Source organism: Rhizobium sp. PL01, assembly GCF_033447125.1.
Lineage (GTDB): Bacteria > Pseudomonadota > Alphaproteobacteria > Rhizobiales > Rhizobiaceae > Pararhizobium.
Genome location: NZ_JAWQUM010000012.1, coordinates 126,753 through 146,194 on the forward strand (window position 1 = coordinate 126,753; position 19,442 = coordinate 146,194).

A 19,442-nucleotide genomic window follows, 5' to 3' on the forward strand; every position below is an offset into this window, starting at 1 on the left:
CTCATCCCTCAAACCCCGCTTTCGTGCTGTCCGGCCAGCGCTTCGAAGACGTCGCCATAGGCCGCATGGATCCGTTCTTCCTGCGACCAGACAAGTCCCATCCGTTGATAAAAATGTTGCGCCGAAACGTTTTTCGCGTCGACTGACAGGCGCAGATACGTGCCGCCGCCTGCACGCACATGCGCTGCTGTCTGGCGCAAAAGCGCGACACCTATGCCCGCGCCTCGAAACCGCTCATCGACGACGATATCCTGGATATAGGCCCCCTTTTCACCCCGCCATGTCGAAAAGCTCGGGAAAAAAAGGCTCAACCCGGCAAATTGACTGCCGATCTCAGCGATCAGAACCGTAAAGGCAGGCACGGCGCCAAACCCGTGTTCGCGGATATCGTCTGGCGTCGATGTCACCTTTCCCTCGGCACCGAGATGTCTGGCGATCATCAGCAAGCCGGCATGGATCAGCGGGGCGTCGCCGGCCGTGGCAAGGCGAATATTGGCTTCCTGTTCCGCCATCAAAAACCCACCCGATCGCCGCCCTTAAGTGCCAGCATCGTCCGCGCCTCGTCCGGCGTCGCGACTTCCAGCGACAGGGCCTCGATAATCGTGCGGATACGGCCCACTTGATCGGCATTGGATTTGGCGAGTTCGCCGCGTCCAAGATAGAGGCTGTCCTCCAGCCCGACCCGAACGTTACCGCCCATCGCTGCCCCCATGGTGATCAGCGGCATCTGCTGGCGCCCGGCGGCCAGCACCGAGAAGCGGTAATCATCACCGAACAGCTTGTCGGCGATGCGCTTCATATGGCTGAGATTATCCGGATCGGCACCGATACCGCCGAGAATGCCGAGCACGAACTGGATGAACAGCGGGCCTTTCACCAGGCCGCGATCGTAAAAATGCTTCAGCGAATAGAGATGGCCGACATCATAGCATTCGAACTCGAAGCGGGTACCACAGCCCTCGCCCAGCCGTTTGAGGATATCCTCGATATCGGCAAACGTGTTCTTGAAGATCGTGCCGCGTGTCGCCTCGAGAAGTTGCGGCTCCCATTCGTGCTGCCATTCCATGCCGGGTTTTGCCAGTGGAAAGATGCCGAAATTCATCGACCCCATGTTGAGCGAGCACATTTCCGGCTGCGTCTGAAGCGAAGCGGCCAGCCGCTCGTCCAGTGTCATCAGCGAACTGCCACCGGTGGAAATGTTGATGACGGCGTCGGTTGCCTGCTTGATGCGCGGCAGGAACTGCATGAACACGGCCGGATCTGCGGTTGGGCGGCCATCGGCCGGGTTACGCGCATGCAGATGCAGAATCGAGGCGCCAGCCTCGGCCGCCGCGATCGCCTGTTCGGCGATCTGGTCCGGCGTGACCGGCAGATAGGGGCTCATCGACGGCGTATGGACGGAGCCGGTGACTGCGCAGGTGATGATGACTTTGTTTTTCATGATCTCAGCCATTCACCGGCAGATGGAGTTCGCGCGCCAACTGTTCGAAACTATCGCCCAGGATGGAGACCATCTCACCAACTTCCTCAGCGGTGATGATCAGCGGCGGCGCGAGGATCAGATTATCAACCTCGTAGCCATCGCCACGGATACGGCGGGAATAGAGGATCAGGCCCTTCTCATAGGCGATATCGAGCAGCCGCTGGTTGGTCGCCTGCGCCTTTGGAAAGGGTTTGAATGTCAGCGGATCCGCCACCAGATCGGCGCCGATCAACAGACCCTTGCCGCGCACCCCTGCAATGAACGGAAAGCGCTTGGCGAGCCCTTCCAACTCCGACTTCAGCAGATCTCCCATTGCTGACGCATTGGCTTCAACGCCGAGCCGTTCCATCTCCTCGAGCACCGCAAGGCCTGCAGCGCAGGCAAGCGGATTTCCGGCATAGGTGTAGCCGTGCTGGAAGCCGCCCATGTCGAGCACCGGCTTTACCAGTTTCGCCGAGGCCGCCATGGCGCCGAGCGCGGCATAACCCGAGCCGATGCCCTTCGACAAGGTGATGATGTCCGGCTTGCAATTCCAGTGATCGCCACCGAGATAGCGGCCGGTGCGCGCGGCCCCGCTCATCACCTCGTCATGGATCAGCAGGATGCCGTATTTATCGCAGATTTCGCGGATACGCGAGAAATAGCTGTCAGGTGCCACCAGCGCGGCCGTTGCCGCTCCGCCGATTGGCTCCATGATGAAGGCGACGACGCTTTCCGGCCCTTCTGAAAGGATCTTCTCTTCGAGCATATCGGCATACCGCAGGCCGCGCTGTTCCATCGTCAGGTTGTCGCGGTCGCGGTAAGCTGTCGGCGCCGGAACGGCCGGCATCGGTTGGATCTGCGGCGCAAAGGTCTCGGTCAGCGCCAGATCGCCAGTAACGCCGAGCGCGCCGATCGTGCCGCCGTGATAGGACGGAAAACGGCAGATCACCTTCCAACGCTTTGGCTGATGGGTCGCAACAGCCCATTGCCGGGCAAGCTTGATCGCCGATTCCACCGCTTCGGAACCACCGGAGACGAAGAAAATCCGGTCGAGATCACCGGGCATTTTGCCCGCCAACTGCCGGGCCAGCTCCTCGGCCGGTTCGTTTTCGAAATGCAGCCGATAGGCGAAGCTCGTTTTCTCCATTTGCTGCTTCATCGCTTCGATGACATGACGGTTGCCGTGACCGATATTGCTGACCATCGGTCCGCTCGACCCGTCAATGAAACGGCGCCCGTCCTGTGTCCAGAAATAGATACCCTCGGCACGGTCGACCAGTGGCCGGCGCAGACGCGTTACATAGAAGAGATGGGATGCGGGCCGCTCATTGGCTTGGATGTTCATGATGCTCTGCTCTGGATGAAATTATCGGTTGAGATAGCGGTTGAGAACGTTGGCGGTAACGCGCTCGACCATGGCGTCCTTACGCAGCAGGCCCGCCACCCATTCGCAGGTGCCGGCGTGGAAAACCTCGCCCTTGCCACGCTTGAAGTTGACGATCATGCCGTTGCTGTAACGGACCTTTTCCATGTTTTCGTCGGAGGCGTCACCATACAGGGTTTCGGCGATGAAGCGGCCATCCTCGTCGCCGAAGAACAGGTCTTCACGCGTCAGGATATCGCTTTCCTCGACCTGGCTCGCCATGCCGAGTGCGAGGATTTCCAGCCCTTCTGGCGCGCCGCTGTCGGCAGTCGGATATGGAAGGCCGTAGCGGATTTCGTAGGCGAGCCCATCAACTTCGTAGCCATAGATATGGCTGTCGGCACCGAGCAGATCGCCGTAGAACAAGCCGGTTCCGGCGAAGGCCCAGTGGCGTGGCCGGTAGATCGGGAAACCACGCACCCCGCGCGGCGCGCAGCCACCCCAGCCGGAATAGACGCCGTTGGTGGCGTTGAGCCCAAAGGTTAGTGCGCCGGGTCGGCCGATTTCAGGGGCTTCCCAGGAATTGGTAGCGCGGGTGACATCACCGTCCTGATAGGCAGGGTCTTCCTTGCGGGCGACATATTTGTAGCAGACCTGCCGCTGGCCTTCGTCTTCCAACCGCGTTTGCCACATGAAATTGCCGGCAAAGCGCGCCACGTGTCCGCCCTGATCGACATAGGCGTCGACGGCATCGCGCATTTCCCAGGTCCAGTATTCGTCATGGCCGACGAAGACGACGCAATCATAATCAGTGAGAATGCCGGGATTGTTGTGAAGCTCATGTTGGCTGGCGAGATCGACACCGTATCCCTGGCGCTCCGCCCAGCGGAAGAACTGGCTGTCGTAGCTGGCCCAGCCGGACGAGGTGTATTTCTTCGAATAGCCGTTGGCGAAAGCCCATTCCATATGCGGATAACGCGGAATGGTCCCCGGTGGCAGGCTCACCTCCAGCGGCACACGCGGCGCATCCGGCGGAAGCACGACGAAGCCGCGGCAGAGCGGGCGCTCGACGCTGACAGTGGTGGCATACTTGTCGCGGTTCGGGCCGGTGATGCCCTGATAGTGGTTTGATCCACCCCAGGTATTGTAGGCGGTCCATGTGCCGGTGGCAGCGACCTGCAGGATACGGCCGGGTTTCGGACCTGCCTTCGGCAAAACGATGATGAGATGATGACACTGGATCGGCTTGCCGTCACGGCCCTCGGCCGTCAGCGTGATCCGGTAAGCGCCGGATGGCCAGCTGTCATGAACCTGAAATGAAAAGGTCGGCTCCCAGCCGCATCCGGTGACGGAGACCTGATCGGGCGTTTCCTGCCAGCTGGTGGCGATGGCGTCGGTGCCATAAACGCTTGTCTCAACCGCCCCGTCGCGAACGATCTCCAGCCGGCAGGAAGACGCTGTCGAGCTGATATGCAGATCCACCATCGCACCGCGCGCATAGGCATAGGAGCGCGTGTAGCACCAGATCTCGCCGCGGGCGCCGTCCATGCCGGGATATTCGTAGTAGTGACCGCGCACGGCCTGATGCCGCTCCTCGGGCGTCAACCCGAAATCGGGGAAAACTTGGGTACTGTCGGTCACGTCACGCCTCGCTCGTCTCCGGTTACAATGATCAAACCACAATGGACTCGGCCCGACAAATACATTAGGTGAAGCACCAGCATTCACCAAATGAATGAGGTGACCCATGCCCAACCCAAGGCGCCGCTTCGTCTGGGAGATCGACTGGAACCTTCTGCGCACCTTCACGGTGATCGTCGAGGAAAAGAGCCTCACGGCAGCGGGCAACCGCCTATCGCTGAAACAGCCGACCATCAGCAATGCGCTGCGCCGTCTCGAAGAACACATGGCCTGCCGCTTGCTCGACCGTTCGTCCAACCATTTCCGCACGACGCCGGCCGGCGCGCGGCTCTATGCCGAATGCCGGACTATGTTCAACACCGTCAACGGCTTGCCCGATCTCGTCAGGGACGACCCGGATCTGGTCACCGGCCACGTCGAAGCGGCCTTTGCCAGCCACATCGAATGCCCGTTCCTCGATCGTTTTCTGGCCGACTTCCACAAGACGTTTCCGCGCGTCAGTTTCTCCACGACGGTATCCGCCAGCCAGACGGTGATTGATAATGTGCTGTCGGGCGAGGCTTGCCTTGGCATCTGCCTCGCCCAGGAAAAGCACCCGGAATTGGACTATACGGTGCTTTATCGCGAGCATTTCGGCTTCTTCTGCGCGCCCGGCCATCCATTGTTCGGCAAGCGCGGCACCAAGACCGCCGATCTTGCGTCGCTGGATTACGTGTCCTTCAAGACGGATCATCTCGGCGGCGCTCTGGCGCCGATCGCGCGCCTGCGGCAGCGGGAAAACTTCAACGGCCACGTACTCGGTCTTTTCACCAATCTCGAAGAGGTCAAGCGGCTGATCAAGGCTGGTTTCGGCTTCGGCCCACTGCCAATTCACGTCGTCGCCGCCGATATCGAGGCGCGCCAACTCTGGCAACTACCACCCTACGAAAACCCGCCTGCGGCCGATGTCTACCTGGTCACCCGGCGTTTGGCACGCGGCAGCCGGGCAGAGAACCTGCTGGTCGACCGCCTGCTCGCCGCGACCGAGACCGTGCCGTTGAGCGATCGCACTTACCCGGCCGGCCTATCTGATTCCTCTGGCCGGACGACCAATATGACATTCCCTGAATGAATGCCGCAGTGACCATTAGTCGGCCTCGTCGGCAACGAGCTGGTCCAGGTTGGCGTTGAGGCGCTGCAGAAGGCCAATCAGCGTCCCGACCTCCTCATCGCTGAACCCCGCAAGTGCGCGGCCGCTTCCTTCGCTCAGAGCTTCCCGCGCTGCCGGCAGCCGTGATAGCGCCGTTTCCGTCAGCGAGATGAGACTGCTGCGGCCGTCGTTCGGATCCGGTGTCCGGCGGATCAGCCCATCCCGCTCCATGCGCGCCAGCATCTGTGCCATCGACGGCTGCTCGATCTTGACCATTTGGGCCAGCTGCTTCTGCGACAGCGCTGCCCGATCCTTCAGCAGGTAAAGCACCGGAAGCTGGCCGACGCTGAAGCCATGGGCCTTAACCCGGCGCTCCCCCAGCCGGGCAAAACTACGCGAGGCCATATTTATCAGGGGTGCCGGCGACGCAAACACATTCCAGTCCGTCATAATACCCACACTTGCATTGGTGCCTATGTTTATTTATATAGGTCCCTATATATATCAACAGGGAACCTGTGTCCATGACCTCATCACCGCGCATTGCCATCATCGGCGCCGGCCCTGGCGGCCTTACCCTCGCCCGCATCCTGCATCTCCACGGCATAGCTGCCACCGTGTTCGAACGGGAGGAACACGCGCTTTCCAGACCACAGGGCGGCACGCTCGATCTACATTTGGAATCCGGCCAGCTTGCGCTGAGAAAAGCGGGCCTCGAAGCAGAATTCCGGCGAATTGCCCGTTACGACGACCAGGGCGGACGACTTTACGACAAATCTGCCAATCTCCTTTTCTCCGACGACGACGCCGATGAAGGCGAGCGTCCGGAAGTTGACAGGACGGCGCTTCGACAGGTCCTGCTGGACTCGCTGCCGACCGACATCATCCGGTGGGGACAGGCGATCCGGGATGTGCGGCAACGGGACGACGGCGCCTATGATCTGCTGACTGATGACGGCTCAACCGGCATGTTTGATCTCGTCGTCGGCGCGGATGGCGCCTGGTCGCGGGTGCGGCCGCTTGTGTCGGCCTATAAGCCGCAATATTCCGGGCTGACCTTCATCGAGTTCGGGATCGATGATGTCGATGCCCGTCATCCTGCCATTTCTAAATTGGTCGGCCGCGGGAAGATCGGCGTTGAAGGCGACAGTCGCGGCATGATCGTGCAACGCAATGCCAATGCCCATCTCAGGGGTTATGCCATCTTTCGCGTCCCGCTGGATTGGGCGGAAAAGACGTTCGACTTCTCCTCACCCGTCTCCGCTCGCACGCGGCTTGCGGCCGAATTCGACGGCTGGGCGCGCGAGCTGGTTGCCCTGATCCATGCCAGCAATGAACAGATCGTCTCCCGGCCGATCTACGCCCTTCCCGTCGGTCATCATTGGCAGAACCGGCCCGGCATCACGCTGATCGGCGACGCGGCCCATGTTATGTCGCCTTTTGGTGGCGAGGGTGTCAATGCGGCCATGCTCGATGCAGCAGAACTCGCCCGGCATCTGATCGAAGACAGCGACTGGAAACGGGCCGTCAAACTCTACGAGTTGGCGATGTTCTCACGCATCGTCGAACCGGCCGAGCAGGCGGCGGAAGCGGCAGCAACCGAACTCTCACACATCGGGCTTGAGTTGACCCTTCAGCATGTTCAGGCCCATCTCAACGAGCGCAAATCCGCGGCTCCGTCAGCCTGACAGGACACATCGAGCAGCCAGCTTTCCAGCCCAAACCGCACCTCGCAACGCTGCCAAGTTCCTGCCAACCACCCAAGCACTGCACCCGGCCCGTTTATCCCCTCCCCGATAAACGGGCTTGACGGCTTCGGTGCGATTTGCATTATTGCTCAGATGTCAGACCAATTTTGGTCTTATCTGGAAAGCGGACGATGAAGCACGCGGATCCGAAAGCGACCCTCCTCCCTCTGCCCCCGGCCGACCGGGCGCAGCAGGTGACGGCGGCGCTCGCGGATTACATTCAGCGAGCCAACCTTGCTCCCGGTGACCGGCTGCCAGCCGAGCGCGAGCTGATGGAAGCCCTTGCCGTCGGCCGTTCGACCATCCGCGAGGTCATCCGCCATTTCCAAGCACTCGGCGTCGTCGAGGCCCGCAAGGGTAGCGGCACCTACCTGCTGAAACCGATCTCCGGCACTACAATCCACATGCCGCTATCGCTGGAAACCACGCATCTGCGCGACGTGCTGTTGAAGACGCTGGAAGTCCGCCGCGGCATTGAGGCTGAAGCCGGCATGGTCGCCGCGCGGATGCGCACGCAGCAAGACATCAAGATCATCGAAGAAAAGCTCGATGAAATGGAACGGGTGCATCTCTCCAAGGGTACATCCGGCCCGGAAGACCTTGCCTTCCATCTCGCCATCTATGACGCCACCCACAATCCGCTGTTCAAGCAGCTCCTCGAACAGATGCGCGGCGCTTTCGAACGGTTCTGGGAAAGACCTTTCGATCGGCCGGACTTTGCCCGCCGGTCGTTTCCGTTCCACCGCACTCTTTTTAACGCCATCGCCGCGCAGGATCCCGAAGCCGCGCGCGCTGAAACACTGAAAATCCTCGCCATCGTCGAGGAAGACATCAAGGAAATGTCCAAATGAGCAACGGGTTTGATCCGTTCGAAGAAGCCTCTCTCATCGTCGCCCACGACATGAGCAATGCCTATGACGCCGTCGTACCGCCGATCGTGCAGACGTCGCTGTTCACCTTCACCGACTATGACGACATGGTCGCCTCCTATCGCGGCGAAAAAGTCCGCCCGATCTATACGCGCGGCCTGAACCCTACGGTGCGCCTATTCGAGGAAATGCTAGCCAAACTCGAGGGCGCCGAAGATGCCATCGGCTTTGCCAGCGGCATGTCGGCGATCTCCTCTACTGTCCTGTCCTTCGTCCAGCCGGGTGACCGCATCGTTGCGGTCAAGCATCTCTATCCCGATGCCTATCGCCTGTTTGGCACGTTCTTCAAGCGCATGGGCATCGAAGTCACCTATGTCGATGGCAAGGACGAGGAAGAAGTCGCCAAGGCCCTGCCCGGCGCGAAGTTCCTTTATCTCGAAAGCCCGACCAGCTGGGTGATGCAAACCCATGATGTCGCAGCACTGGCGGCGCTGGCCAAGGCGCATGGCGTCATCTCCGCCATCGACAACAGCTGGGCAAGCCCAATTTTCCAGCAGCCAATTTCACTTGGCGTCGATCTGGTTATCCATTCGGCATCGAAATATCTCGGTGGTCACAGCGATGTCGTCGCAGGTGTCGTAGCCGGTTCGAAAGAGCTGATCGGCCGTATCCGCGCCGAAGCCTATCCCTATCTTGGCGGCAAGCTCTCGCCCTTCGATGCCTGGCTGTTGATCCGCGGCATGCGCACGCTGCCGATCCGCATGAAGGCGCATGAACAGTCGGCCGTCGAGATCGCCAAGCGCCTGCAGGCGCATGATGCCGTCGAGACCGTCTGCTACCCGGGCCTTGCCAATCAGCTGGCTCCCGGCCTCAAGGGCACGTCCGGATTGTTCTCTTTCATCTTCAAGGATGGCGTCAATGTCCGCACGTTCTCGGATCACCTCGAGCTGTTCAAGCTCGGTGTCAGTTGGGGCGGCCACGAAAGCCTGATCGTGCCGGGCGAAGTCGTCCTTTCACAAAAAGCACAACCCAATTCCGCGGTCGCCTTCGGCATCAGTCCGCGGTCGGTACGGCTCCATGTCGGCCTGGAGGGAACGGAGGCCCTCTGGAGCGATATCGAAGCGGCAATCACTGCCGCATCGGTAGGCTGACACGAAAGCAAGCAACCATCCAACAATAAAAGGGAACGAAAATGAGGAAACTGATTGCCGCGACCATGGTCGCCACGCTGATGGCGGGCACCGCGCTCGCCGATACCAAGCTCAAGCTGGTGGAAGTCATCACCAGCCCGGAACGCACCGAGACGCTGAAGTCGATCGTCGCCAAGTTCGAGGCCGCCAACCCTGGCACGACAGTCGAGATCATCTCGCTGCCCTGGGGCGAAGCTTTCCAGAAGTTCGCCACGATGGTTTCGGCCGGCGAAATCCCGGACGTCATGGAAATGCCAGACACCTGGCTGTCGCTCTACGCCAATAATGGCATGCTCGAAAGCCTTGAGCCTTACCTCAAGACCTGGGACCAGACACCGGAATTGACAGACCGCGCACTGGAACTCGGCCGCGACGTCAAGGACACGGCCTATATGCTGCCGTACGGCTTCTATCTGCGCGCCATGTTCTACAACAAGAAAATTTTCGCTGAAGCCGGTGTCGACGGCCCGCCGAAAACAATGGACGACTTCGTCGCGGCTGCCGAGAAGATCAAGAAGCTGCCGGGCAAATATGCCTATTGCATGCGCGGCGGTCCGGGCGGCCTCAACGGCTGGATGATGATGGGCGCCACGATGGCTGGCGACAACACCTTTTTCAACGCCGATGGCACGTCGAAGTTCTCTGAAGAAGGCTGGGTCAAGGGTTTCACCTGGCTAACCGACCTCTACAAGAACGGCTATGCGCCGAAGGACAGCGTCAACTGGGGCTTCAACGAAATCGTTGCCGGCTTCTACACCGGCACCTGCGCCATGCTTGACCAGGATCCGGATGCGCTGATCGCTATCGCAGAGCGCATGGACGCGGCCGATTACGGCGTTACCACCATGCCGAAGGGTCCGTCCGGCAAGACCTTCCCGACCATCGGCTTTGCCGGCTGGTCGATGATGTCTGCCAGCGCCAACAAGGACCTGTCCTGGAAGCTGATCGCCACGCTTGAAGGCCCGGAAGGCAATATCGAGTGGAACAAGAAGATCGGTGCACTGCCGGCGCTCAAATCCGCCGAGAAGGACCCCTTCTTTGCCACCGACCAGTTCAAGGGCTGGTTCGAAGAACTGGCCGACAAGGACGCAATTCCGACGGTGATGCCGACCTACCTGGAAGAGTTCGCGTTCTTCAAGGATTCCCTGGCGATCAAGACCAGTCAGGAAGCCATGCTCGGCGATATCACGCCGGAAGAAATGGCCAAGCAATGGGCTGAGTACATGACCAAGGCTCAACAGAAGTTCCTCGCGAGCAAATAAGTCATCAGCCTTTAACCGCAGGCAGCGACATGACGTCGGCTGCCTGCGGCTTATTCCCTGACGGAAAAGCCGGTGCGCCTCACCGTGCCCGCAAATTGGAAATATTTGACGATGGCTTCACATGCAGCAGCCCGCAATGGCGGCGCGCGCAGGGACCAGCGGCCGCTGAAGAAGCGTCTTGCCGATGCCTCCGCTCCTTATCTCTATAGCGCGCCCGCGCTGATCCTGATTGTCACCGTCATGCTGGTGCCGTTGGTGCTCGGCATTTCCTATGCCTTCCGCGATATCCAGCTGCTCAACCCCATGTCCGGCGGCTTCATCGGGCTCGATCATTTCCGGACGCTGTATGAGGACCAGAATTTCTACCGGGCCTTGAAGAACACGCTGTGGTGGACCGGCTGGTCTGTTCTCCTGCAGTTCGTCTTCGGCCTGATCCTCGCGCTTCTGCTCGACAAACCGTTTTACGGCCGCGCCATTGTTCAGGCGCTGGTGTTCCTGCCCTGGGCAGTACCAAGCTTTCTCGCCGGTCTCAACTGGGCCTGGCTGTTCAACCCCGTCGTTGGCCCCATTCCGCACTGGCTGTTCGCGATGGGACTGATGAGCGAGCCCTACAATATCCTGTCCGATCCGCAGCTTTCCATGTGGGGCCCGATCATCGCCAATGTCTGGTGGGGCATCCCCTTCTTCGCCATCACGCTGCTTGCCGCGCTCCAGGCGATCCCACGCGATCTTTATGAGGCGGCCAGCATCGATGGCGCCGGGCCGGTACAGCGTTTCATCTCGATCACCTTGCCCTTCCTCGCCCCCACGATTGCCATCACCGTGCTTCTGCGCACCGTCTGGATTTCCAATTTCGCCGACCTGATCATCGTCATGACCAACGGCGGACCGGCCGATCGCAGCCAGATCGTTGCCAGCTACATCTTCACCCAGGCCTTCAAACGCCTGGATTTCGGCTACGCCTCGGCCATCGCGCTCGTTCTCCTGGCGCTGTTGATCACCTATTCGATGCTGATCGTGATCCTGCGTCAGTGGCTGTTGAGCAAGGATTGAGATCATGACAGGAAAACGTATCGTCTCCATCCTCGCGCACCGGCTGGCCATTCTCGCCTATGTCGTCTTCGCGCTGTTCCCGCTCTACTGGCTCTTGAAGGTCTCGGTTACGCCCAACAAGCTGCTCTATTCCGAAGGCATCCGGATGTGGCCGTCGCGGACGAGCTTCGAGCATTTCGATTTCGTCCTGAAGCACAGCGAATTCCCGACCTTCTTCAAGAACAGCCTGATCGTCTCCGGCTCGACCGCGATCATCGTTACGGTTCTGGCGTCATTGGCAGGTTACGCCATGTCGCGCTTCACCTTCCGCGGCAAATACTGGATCGTCACGCTGATGCTGCTCACACAGATGTTCCCATTGGTGATGCTGGTGGCGCCGATCTTCAAGATGCTGTCGCCGCTCGGCCTCACCAACAGCCTCACGGGTCTGGTGATCGTCTACACCGCCTTCAACGTGCCGTTTGCCACCTTCCTGATGCAATCCTTCTTCGACGGCATTCCGAAGGACCTCGAAGAGGCGGCGATGATCGACGGCGCCACACAGTTCGTTGCGTTCCGCCAGATCATCCTGCCGCTGACACTGCCCGGTATTGCGGCAACCCTCGGCTTCGTCTTCACCGCAGCGTGGAGCGAACTGCTGTTCTCGTTGATGCTGATCTCCGGCAACGACTCTGCGACTTTCCCGGTCGGGTTGCTTTCCTTCGTTTCCAAATTCTCTGTTGATTTCGGACAGATGATGGCTGCGGGCGTCATGGCGCTCATTCCGGCCTGCCTGTTCTTCCTGTTGATCCAACGCTACCTCGTGCAGGGCCTGACGGCCGGCGCCGTGAAAGGCTGATCCCATGGCATCCATCGATATCGCCGCTATCCGCAAGTCCTATGGCATCCATCCGGTGCTGCACGGTGTTGACCTTGAAATCAAGGACGGCGAATTCGTCGTCCTCGTCGGCCCTTCCGGCTGCGGCAAGTCCACGCTTCTGCGCATGATCGCTGGTCTCGAGGCGGTCACATCCGGTGAAATCCGCATCGACGGCAAGCGCGTCAACGACCTTGCTCCAAAGGACCGCGACATCGCCATGGTGTTTCAATCCTATGCGCTCTATCCGCATATGAGCGTCGCCAAGAACATGAGCTACAGCCTGCGCCTTCGCAAAACCGCCAAGGAAAAGGTCGCCTCCATCGTCGCCGTAGCGGCCACAAAACTTGGGCTGGATCCGTTGATGGAACGCCGCCCCAAGGCGCTCTCCGGCGGTCAGCGCCAGCGTGTCGCCATGGGCCGCGCCATCGTGCGCGAGCCAAAGGCCTTCCTGTTCGATGAGCCGCTGTCCAATCTCGATGCCCGCCTGCGCGAGCAGATGCGTGCCGAAATCAAAAAACTGCACCAGGATCTTGGCGCCACCTCGATCTATGTCACCCATGACCAGATCGAGGCGATGACGCTGGCCGATCGGATCGTTGCCATGCATGGCGGCATCATCCAGCAGGTCGGCAGCCCGCTGGAACTGTACGATAATCCCGCCAACCTCTTCGTCGCCGGGTTTATCGGCTCACCCGGCATGAACTTCTTCGAAGGCCGCTATATGGCGACTGGCGATACGGCGAGCTTCGCCTTAACCGGCGGCGTTATCCTGCCGCTCGGAGGAGCCGCCAATCTCCCCGACGGCAGCCGCGCCACGCTCGGCATCCGGCCGGAGCATGTCGTTCTCGGCGCCGAAGGCCCTGACGTTCTCAAAGCGACCGTCGATCTCGTCGAACCCACCGGCTTTGGCATCATCGTCCACCTGAAGCTCGGCCCCGTCGCGTTCAAAGCCTTCACGCTCGACCGCAAGTTCCTGGGCATGCACGGCGAAGTGAACGTCAGACTTCCCGTACCGAACCTGCATTTCTTTAATGAGGCAGGACAGAAAGTCTGATCTACTTGTCATCAGGAAGGGTTTCAGAAGCGGGGCTTTGACTTTACCAAAGACTTTCAGTATTTACAGTATAAACAACGGCTTATGCGTAAATTCTAAGAAAGAATAATGTCTCACGACCCTGAAACCTTGCGCTTTTACGGAAGCGAAGCGGCTGCCTACACTTCCAGAGGCCAAGAGCCGAGCCGGCAACGCATCGAGATTTTTATTTCGCGTCTACAGCCGGGGGCCACGATTCTGGAGCTCGGATGTGGCGGCGGACAGGACAGCGAATTCATGATCGCGAAAGGGTTTGCCGTCAGCCCGACGGACGGCACTCCGGAAATTGCCCGCGAAGCAGAAAAACGCCTCGGAATACCGGTTGCCACATTGTTGTTCGGTGATCTCAACGAACAAGATGTCTATGAAGGGATATGGGCCAATGCCTGCCTTCTGCACATCCCCAGACCCGAACTGCCTGGCATTCTCGTCCGCATCCACGCCGCACTGAAGGCTGGCGGGGTTTTCTATGCCAGCTTCAAGGCTGGGCAGGCTGAAGGTCGCGACGCGTTCGACCGGTACTACAACTATCCCACCGAAAGCTGGCTGAGAGAAACATACGCCCAATTGGCCTGGACATCGGTTTCGGTCGAAGCGCAATCGGGAAGCGGCTATGACCACAAGCCCACTGACTGGCTTCACGTCCTGGCGACAAAGCACGCCTGAGACCTGAAAACTCTTGCCCGTCTTATGGGCATTGGACGAAACGTTGTTTGGGGGGAGCCATTGCAGCGGATGGAAGCAGATGCACTCATTGTCATCGATGTTCAGGTGGCGTTTGTTACTGGCAGCGAAGCGGTCCCGGGGCATACGGCACTGTTGGAGGCGATCGGCACTTTGATCGATGCCGCACGAGCGGCTGGGGCCCCTATCATCTTCCTGCAGAATGACGGTGAGGCAGGCGCACCCGACGAGCCGCGTCAACCGGGCTGGAAACTCCATTTTCCACCGCGCGTCGATGAAATCACTGTCAGAAAAACGACGGACGATGGCTTCGAGCAGACAGAGCTGGACGATATCCTGACCCGGCTCGGTATCCATACAGTGGCACTCTGCGGAGTACTCTCGGAAATGTGCGTGGCGGCAACGGCACGGGCGGCGATGCAGCGCGACTACGGCGTGATCCTGCCCCATGACGGTCATGCGACCTATGATGTTCCCCCCGGTCCCGGAGGATCGGCAAAGGTTCCGGCCAGCATGGCAGCACGCGCGGCGGAATGGTCGCTCGGCGACGAAATCACGGTCGCAGCGTCGGTTGCGGACATCCGTTTCGCCTGGCCCTCACAAAAGTAGCGCCCGGTTTCCCAGCCCAACAGCTCCATCAAAAAAATACAAAATCATTTTCACGCCATGTCGAAATCCCGAAACGAGCAGCGTTCTTGGGGTGTAGAGACCGAAAACAAAGAGAACCGAAATGAATTTTCCGATTACCTCGCTATACGCAATCGCTCTGGCCGTCATTTTTCTGCTGCTATGGTTCAATGTCAGCAAAACCCGCTCGGCCCTCAGCCTTTCTATCGGTGACGCCGGCAATGTCGACCTGCATGAACGCATTCGCCGGCACGGCAATTTCGTCGAATGGGTGCCGATGATCCTGATCCTGATGATTCTGGCCGAGGGACAGGGCGTTGGCCCGCTCTGGCTGCATGCGGCGGGCGGACTGACCGTCGCAGGGCGGATCGCGCATCCGTTCGGCCTGCGCGCCAATGCACCGGTCCATCCGCTGCGGATCATCGGCAATTCCGCCTGCATTCTCGCAACCTTGACCCTCACCGTCGCACTGGCCGTTGCGGCGTATACCCGCTGATCCGAGCTTTCCAATATTCCCCAAAACAGGAGAACTACCATGCAATATATGGCATTGATCTATTCCGACCCGTCGCTGGAGCCCGCCTATGGCACGCCTGAATTCGACACGATGATGAAGGGTTATTTCGCCTTCAATGAAACCCTGAAGGCAGCAGGCGCCTATATCTCAGGTGAAGGCCTGCAGGACATCGACACGGCCACAAGCCTGCGGGTGCGCGGCGGCAAGGTCGAAACGATGGATGGCCCTTTTGCCGAAACCAAGGAACGGCTAGGTGGCTTCTACGTCATGGACGTTCCCGATCTGGATACCGCCTTGCGCTACGCCGCCATGATTCCTTCGGCCGCCTATGGCACGGTCGAAGTGCGGCCGTTGATGGACTATAATTCCTGATGCAACCGGCCGCCCCCGATCCACAATCCGTCTCCAGGGCCATCGATGCCCTGGCACGCAGGGATCGGGGACGGCTGTTGTCAGCATTGATCGCCCGGCTGAAGAATTTCCAGCTGGCCGAGGACGCATTGCAGGATGCGCTGGCTTCAGCGGTCGTGCATTGGGGCAGGACGGGACTGCCCGCCTCGCCTCAGGGCTGGCTGTTGAAGGTCGCGCTGCGCAAGGCGATCGATCTCCTGCGCAAGTCCGCCCGCGAAGACCGTAAAACCGCCGAGATCGCCCGCCTTTCCGTCGACGAAGCGGCCGAGGATACGGCGGATGACATTCAGGATGAGCGCCTGCGGCTGATCTTCACCTGTTGCCATCCCGCTTTGGAATCGAAGACCCAAGTGGCGCTCACCCTGCGCACGCTTGGCGGACTGAGCACCGCCGAGGTGGCCGGCGCATTTCTCGACAATGAAACAACCATGGGCCAACGCCTTTCGCGGGCGCGCACCAAGATTCTCGCGGCCGGTATTCCCTATGAGGTACCCGGCCCGGAGGCATGGGCCGAACGGCTGCAATCCGTGCTGACAGTCGTCTATCTGATCTTCAATCAAGGCTATTCCTGCTCCACTGGCGATCAGCACCGCCAACTCGGCGAGGAGGCAATCTATCTCGGGCGCATGCTCAACGGGCTGCGTCCGAACGAAGCCGAGATCGAAGGGCTCCTGGCCTTGATGCTGATTACCGAAGCCCGCCGTGCCGCGCGTCTGGCTGCGGATGGAACCAGTATTCCTATAGCATCGCAGGATCGCAAGCTCTGGAATGACGGACGGATTGCCGAGGGTCTGGCGTTGCTCGACCAGGCGATCGCGCGGCGCGCTGCCGGGCCGTTCCAGATCAAGGCGGCAATCGCCGGCTTGCACGTACAGTCAGAGCCGCCGGACTGGCGCCAGATCGTTTTGCTCTATGACAGCCTGTTGCGGATGGAGCCGACGCCGGTGGTGCAGCTGAACCGGGCGGTGGCACTGGCCGAAGCCGGGGCAATCGAGGCCGGGCTTCGGGTCCTGGAATCGCTTGCACCGGTGCTTACGGCCTACCAGCCGTTTCATGCCGCCCATGCCGAGTTGCTGTCGCGCATCGGCCAGCATCGCGCGGCACTTGCCGCCTATGACCGCGCCATCGATCTTGCCAGCAATCCATCGGACGCCATCTTTCTCAGGCATCGCCGGGCTCAGGCCGCAGATAAACCTTGATCTATTCGACCGCCGGTGCCTCAAGCGGCATCAGCGTGAAGAGTTCCTGCGCCCGTTTGACCCCACGCAGCGCATAACGCCCAATCGAAACCACTTCCGAACTGCGCGGCGGCGGCGCGGCAGCAACGAATTGCGACGACATGATCACGCTGCGATCAACGAAGCGGCACATCGAGGCAATGCGGCTGACCTCGTTGACAGCAGGGCCGATGACGGTGAAATCCAGCCGGTCGCTCGAACCGATATTGCCGTAGAAGACATCGCCGATATGCAGCCCGAGATAGACCTCGGTGACCGGCCGGCCTTCGAGCAGGCGCAACTCGTTCAGGCCTTTCAGCTTTGCACGTAAATTCTGCTCGGCGATCAGCGCCCGGCTGCAGGCATCTTCGCGCTCCTCTGCCTTGAAGATCGCCAGCGTCCCATCGCCGATCAGCTTCAACACGTTTCCGCCAGCCTCGTGGATGGAGGAGATGACCGCATCGGCATAGTCATTCAGGAAGGGAATGATCTCGTCCGGCGGTAGGTTGTCGGAGATGCGGGTATAGTTCTGCAGATCGGAAAACCATAGCACTGCCGAAATCCGCTCGGCCTTACCGCGTGAGATGCGGCCTTCTAGCACCTGCTTGGCGGCATCTTCGCCGAGATAGACCTCAGCAATAGTCCGCGAAATGCGCGTCAGCGATCCTGACTTGATAGCCAATGCCAATACCGGAACCAGCTGTCGAAGGACGGCCAGGTCTTCCTCACGAAAGCCTTCTTCATCCATGGTCGTCCAGTGCGAATAGAAGCAGTCCATATCGCCGATATGGCTCTCCTGGGCAAAGCGATGGATCATCGCGAGATAATCTTTGTGCCCGGCCGCCAGCATCACATCCAGCATGTAGAAATCAGCGGGGTCGCCGAAGCCAAGACGCCGGCGGATCTCATCCTGATTGTTCTCGCGCAGATGGAAGAACGCCGAGCGCTCCCAGTTTTGCTCCGAAACACCTTCGCTCGTCGGGCCATATTCGAAGGCCGTCTTCACCGGTTCCTTGCTGTCCCACTGAAAAGCCCGCCCTTCATAGACCGGATGCAGCGTATCGATCAGCGCAAGCCCGCGATCAAGCGCCATGCCCGCGGCGCGAACGCGCTGACAGAAGCCGTTGACGATGTCCATTTCATCGGTGCCTTTGAGGCCCTGCGTCGTCAACCAGGCGGAAATCTCGCTGATATCGTCTGCGTTCATATCGATTTTCCTGGTTCCTGCGGACATTCACACGTCTAGCGCATAACCCACCGATCCGGAATCGATTTGGGAAACAGCGGGCCGGGGCGACGCGCCGTGCGGAGAAGATGTGTGAGGGGATGGCCTCTGAAGTTGCGGCGGATGTGGGTAGGCGGCGGCCAAAAGGCAAGGCTCCACAAGCTTCTTTTTATATATCGTCCTGCCGTGTGACAAATTCGCGGGACAGCCAGTCAATGAAGACACGGACGCGCGGCGATAGCTGGCGGCTGCGTGGATAGAGTAGCGAAACAGGTGTGCGGGTTGGTGGGTTGTCCGGCAGGATAGCAATGAGCGTGCCGTTCTTCAGGTCCTCTTCCAGCGAATAGCGTGGTGCCTGCATGATGCCAAGGCCAAGGCGCGCCGCAGCTGCCAAAGTATCGGCACCATTGACGGACACCACAGACGGCAGGGAAATGTTACGGATTGCGCCGTCCACGGTGAACTCCAGCGGCAGCAATCCGCCGATCGCCGTCGACCAGAAGCCGATCATCTGGTGACCGCTCAGATCGTCGATGTTCTGCGGCAGGCCGAAGCGATCGATATAGTCCGGCGAAGCACAGGTCACCTCTTCGAGGAGGGCGAGCCGCCGCGCGATCATGTCGCTATCCTGCAGGTCGCCGACGCGCAGCACGCAGTCAATGCCTTCGCGGATCAAATCGACCAGCCTGTCGCCTTCGCTCATATACATCTGGATATCCGGATATTGCGCCAGAAACGCAGGCAGGCCGGGCAGAACGAAATGCCGGGCGAGCTTGCCGTGCACATCGACCCGCAACAGCCCCTTCGGCTTTGCTCCGGCAAAGGCGCCTTCCGCATCTTCGATATCGGAGAGGATCGTTAGGCAGCGCCGGTAATAGGCTTCGCCGTCGAGCGTCGGGCTGACGTGCCGGGTCGTGCGTTGCAGCAGGCGCACTCCCAGCCGCGCTTCCAGTTGCTTGACCGCGTCGGTTACCGTGGAGCGCGGAAGACCCGTATCTTCAGCAGCCAGCGTGAAACTCCGCCGTTCCACCACGCGCGAAAACACCCGCATCGCCTCAAATCTGTCCATCGGAGATTGTTCGCCATTTT

At 60.1% G+C, this 19,442-nt stretch carries 20 protein-coding genes; 13 read left to right on the top strand and 7 right to left on the bottom strand.

Annotated elements, in window-relative coordinates; genetic code table 11:
• Positions 1-8 precede the first annotated feature (8 nt).
• Genes R6X40_RS25210 through R6X40_RS25225 form a run of 4 tightly spaced genes read right to left on the bottom strand, consistent with a single transcriptional unit; the run spans position 9 to position 4,469 of the window.
• Positions 9-512, bottom strand: a complete 504-nt coding sequence (locus R6X40_RS25210) for an N-acetyltransferase (protein WP_318417174.1) — start codon at positions 510-512, stop codon at positions 9-11.
• Positions 512-1,444, bottom strand: coding sequence for a 3-keto-5-aminohexanoate cleavage protein (locus R6X40_RS25215; protein ID WP_318417337.1), 933 nt, complete (start codon positions 1,442-1,444; stop codon positions 512-514). Before R6X40_RS25215 ends, R6X40_RS25210 begins: the two co-directional genes overlap by 1 nt.
• 1 nt (position 1,445) lies before the next feature.
• Positions 1,446-2,810 (bottom strand): aspartate aminotransferase family protein, encoded by a 1,365-nt coding sequence (locus tag R6X40_RS25220; RefSeq protein ID WP_318417176.1) that lies wholly within the window; start codon positions 2,808-2,810, stop codon positions 1,446-1,448.
• Between the two features lie 21 nt (positions 2,811-2,831).
• Positions 2,832-4,469, bottom strand: a complete 1,638-nt coding sequence (locus R6X40_RS25225) for a N,N-dimethylformamidase beta subunit family domain-containing protein (RefSeq protein ID WP_318417178.1) — start codon at positions 4,467-4,469, stop codon at positions 2,832-2,834.
• Between the two features lie 106 nt (positions 4,470-4,575).
• On the opposite strand from R6X40_RS25225, the gene R6X40_RS25230 reads away from it, so the two are divergent.
• Positions 4,576-5,580 carry a LysR family transcriptional regulator gene (locus R6X40_RS25230; RefSeq protein ID WP_318417179.1) on the top strand — a complete coding sequence of 335 codons (1,005 nt, stop codon included), beginning with the start codon at positions 4,576-4,578 and terminating at the stop codon, positions 5,578-5,580.
• A gap of 15 nt (positions 5,581-5,595) precedes the next feature.
• Here R6X40_RS25230 and R6X40_RS25235 read toward each other — a convergent pair whose 3' ends face one another.
• A complete protein-coding gene (locus tag R6X40_RS25235) occupies positions 5,596-6,048 on the bottom strand; it encodes a MarR family transcriptional regulator (protein ID WP_318417181.1) in 453 nt (150 codons plus the stop codon).
• Between the two features lie 74 nt (positions 6,049-6,122).
• Between R6X40_RS25235 and R6X40_RS25240 the strand changes: the two genes are divergently transcribed.
• From R6X40_RS25240 to R6X40_RS25295, 12 genes are all read left to right on the top strand, one after another.
• Positions 6,123-7,286 (top strand): NAD(P)/FAD-dependent oxidoreductase, encoded by a 1,164-nt coding sequence (locus R6X40_RS25240; protein WP_318417183.1) that lies wholly within the window; start codon positions 6,123-6,125, stop codon positions 7,284-7,286.
• Between the two features lie 191 nt (positions 7,287-7,477).
• Positions 7,478-8,197 carry a FadR/GntR family transcriptional regulator gene (locus R6X40_RS25245; protein ID WP_318417184.1) on the top strand — a complete coding sequence of 240 codons (720 nt, stop codon included), beginning with the start codon at positions 7,478-7,480 and terminating at the stop codon, positions 8,195-8,197.
• Positions 8,194-9,366 (top strand): PLP-dependent transferase, encoded by a 1,173-nt coding sequence (locus R6X40_RS25250; RefSeq protein ID WP_318417186.1) that lies wholly within the window; start codon positions 8,194-8,196, stop codon positions 9,364-9,366. The genes R6X40_RS25245 and R6X40_RS25250 overlap by 4 nt, the downstream gene beginning before the upstream one ends.
• A gap of 41 nt (positions 9,367-9,407) precedes the next feature.
• Positions 9,408-10,667 carry a sugar ABC transporter substrate-binding protein gene (locus tag R6X40_RS25255; protein ID WP_318417188.1) on the top strand — a complete coding sequence of 420 codons (1,260 nt, stop codon included), beginning with the start codon at positions 9,408-9,410 and terminating at the stop codon, positions 10,665-10,667.
• A gap of 111 nt (positions 10,668-10,778) precedes the next feature.
• Positions 10,779-11,720, top strand: coding sequence for a sugar ABC transporter permease (locus tag R6X40_RS25260; protein WP_318417189.1), 942 nt, complete (start codon positions 10,779-10,781; stop codon positions 11,718-11,720).
• A gap of 4 nt (positions 11,721-11,724) precedes the next feature.
• Positions 11,725-12,558: a carbohydrate ABC transporter permease gene (locus tag R6X40_RS25265; protein ID WP_318417190.1), complete on the top strand. Its 834-nt coding sequence runs from the start codon at positions 11,725-11,727 to the stop codon at positions 12,556-12,558.
• A 4-nt stretch (positions 12,559-12,562) separates the two neighbouring features.
• Positions 12,563-13,633, top strand: coding sequence for a sn-glycerol-3-phosphate ABC transporter ATP-binding protein UgpC (locus tag R6X40_RS25270; protein WP_318417192.1), 1,071 nt, complete (start codon positions 12,563-12,565; stop codon positions 13,631-13,633).
• Positions 13,634-13,738: 105 nt separating this feature from the next.
• The gene (locus R6X40_RS25275) at positions 13,739-14,338 is read left to right on the top strand and encodes a class I SAM-dependent methyltransferase (RefSeq protein WP_318417339.1); all 600 of its coding nucleotides are present in this window, start codon (positions 13,739-13,741) and stop codon (positions 14,336-14,338) included.
• A gap of 69 nt (positions 14,339-14,407) precedes the next feature.
• The gene (locus tag R6X40_RS25280; RefSeq protein ID WP_318417194.1) at positions 14,408-14,965 is read left to right on the top strand and encodes an isochorismatase family protein; all 558 of its coding nucleotides are present in this window, start codon (positions 14,408-14,410) and stop codon (positions 14,963-14,965) included.
• 121 nt (positions 14,966-15,086) lie between these two features.
• Entirely contained in the window at positions 15,087-15,479 is a 393-nt protein-coding gene (locus R6X40_RS25285; RefSeq protein ID WP_318417195.1) for an MAPEG family protein, read from the top strand.
• Between the two features lie 39 nt (positions 15,480-15,518).
• Positions 15,519-15,872 (top strand): YciI family protein, encoded by a 354-nt coding sequence (locus tag R6X40_RS25290; protein ID WP_318417197.1) that lies wholly within the window; start codon positions 15,519-15,521, stop codon positions 15,870-15,872.
• On the top strand, positions 15,872-17,110 hold the full coding sequence (locus R6X40_RS25295) for an RNA polymerase sigma factor (RefSeq protein WP_318417199.1): 1,239 nt from the start codon (positions 15,872-15,874) through the stop codon (positions 17,108-17,110). Before R6X40_RS25290 ends, R6X40_RS25295 begins: the two co-directional genes overlap by 1 nt.
• A gap of 1 nt (position 17,111) precedes the next feature.
• Here the strand turns inward: R6X40_RS25295 and R6X40_RS25300 are convergent, their stop codons facing one another.
• Entirely contained in the window at positions 17,112-18,335 is a 1,224-nt protein-coding gene (locus R6X40_RS25300) for an adenylate/guanylate cyclase domain-containing protein (RefSeq protein WP_318417200.1), read from the bottom strand.
• Positions 18,336-18,522: 187 nt separating this feature from the next.
• Complete coding sequence (locus tag R6X40_RS25305) at positions 18,523-19,422, bottom strand: LysR family transcriptional regulator (RefSeq protein ID WP_318417341.1); 900 nt, start codon at positions 19,420-19,422, stop codon at positions 18,523-18,525.
• Between the last annotated feature and the right edge of the window lie 20 nt (positions 19,423-19,442).

Excerpts from the sequence above, each read along its gene's own strand:
- R6X40_RS25210 (WP_318417174.1), bottom strand. The coding sequence starts at position 512 with ATGGCGGAACAGGAAGCCAATATTCGCCTTGCCACGGCCGGCGACGCC.
- R6X40_RS25220 (WP_318417176.1), bottom strand. The coding sequence starts at position 2,810 with ATGAACATCCAAGCCAATGAGCGGCCCGCATCCCATCTCTTCTATGTA.
- R6X40_RS25230 (WP_318417179.1), top strand. The coding sequence starts at position 4,576 with ATGCCCAACCCAAGGCGCCGCTTCGTCTGGGAGATCGACTGGAACCTT.
- R6X40_RS25235 (WP_318417181.1), bottom strand. The coding sequence starts at position 6,048 with ATGACGGACTGGAATGTGTTTGCGTCGCCGGCACCCCTGATAAATATG.
- R6X40_RS25240 (WP_318417183.1), top strand. The coding sequence starts at position 6,123 with ATGACCTCATCACCGCGCATTGCCATCATCGGCGCCGGCCCTGGCGGC.
- R6X40_RS25245 (WP_318417184.1), top strand. The coding sequence starts at position 7,478 with ATGAAGCACGCGGATCCGAAAGCGACCCTCCTCCCTCTGCCCCCGGCC.
- R6X40_RS25250 (WP_318417186.1), top strand. The coding sequence starts at position 8,194 with ATGAGCAACGGGTTTGATCCGTTCGAAGAAGCCTCTCTCATCGTCGCC.
- R6X40_RS25255 (WP_318417188.1), top strand. The coding sequence starts at position 9,408 with ATGAGGAAACTGATTGCCGCGACCATGGTCGCCACGCTGATGGCGGGC.
- R6X40_RS25260 (WP_318417189.1), top strand. The coding sequence starts at position 10,779 with ATGGCTTCACATGCAGCAGCCCGCAATGGCGGCGCGCGCAGGGACCAG.
- R6X40_RS25265 (WP_318417190.1), top strand. The coding sequence starts at position 11,725 with ATGACAGGAAAACGTATCGTCTCCATCCTCGCGCACCGGCTGGCCATT.
- R6X40_RS25270 (WP_318417192.1), top strand. The coding sequence starts at position 12,563 with ATGGCATCCATCGATATCGCCGCTATCCGCAAGTCCTATGGCATCCAT.
- R6X40_RS25280 (WP_318417194.1), top strand. The coding sequence starts at position 14,408 with ATGGAAGCAGATGCACTCATTGTCATCGATGTTCAGGTGGCGTTTGTT.
- R6X40_RS25285 (WP_318417195.1), top strand. The coding sequence starts at position 15,087 with ATGAATTTTCCGATTACCTCGCTATACGCAATCGCTCTGGCCGTCATT.
- R6X40_RS25290 (WP_318417197.1), top strand. The coding sequence starts at position 15,519 with ATGCAATATATGGCATTGATCTATTCCGACCCGTCGCTGGAGCCCGCC.
- R6X40_RS25295 (WP_318417199.1), top strand. The coding sequence starts at position 15,872 with ATGCAACCGGCCGCCCCCGATCCACAATCCGTCTCCAGGGCCATCGAT.
- R6X40_RS25300 (WP_318417200.1), bottom strand. The coding sequence starts at position 18,335 with ATGAACGCAGACGATATCAGCGAGATTTCCGCCTGGTTGACGACGCAG.
- R6X40_RS25305 (WP_318417341.1), bottom strand. The coding sequence starts at position 19,422 with ATGGACAGATTTGAGGCGATGCGGGTGTTTTCGCGCGTGGTGGAACGG.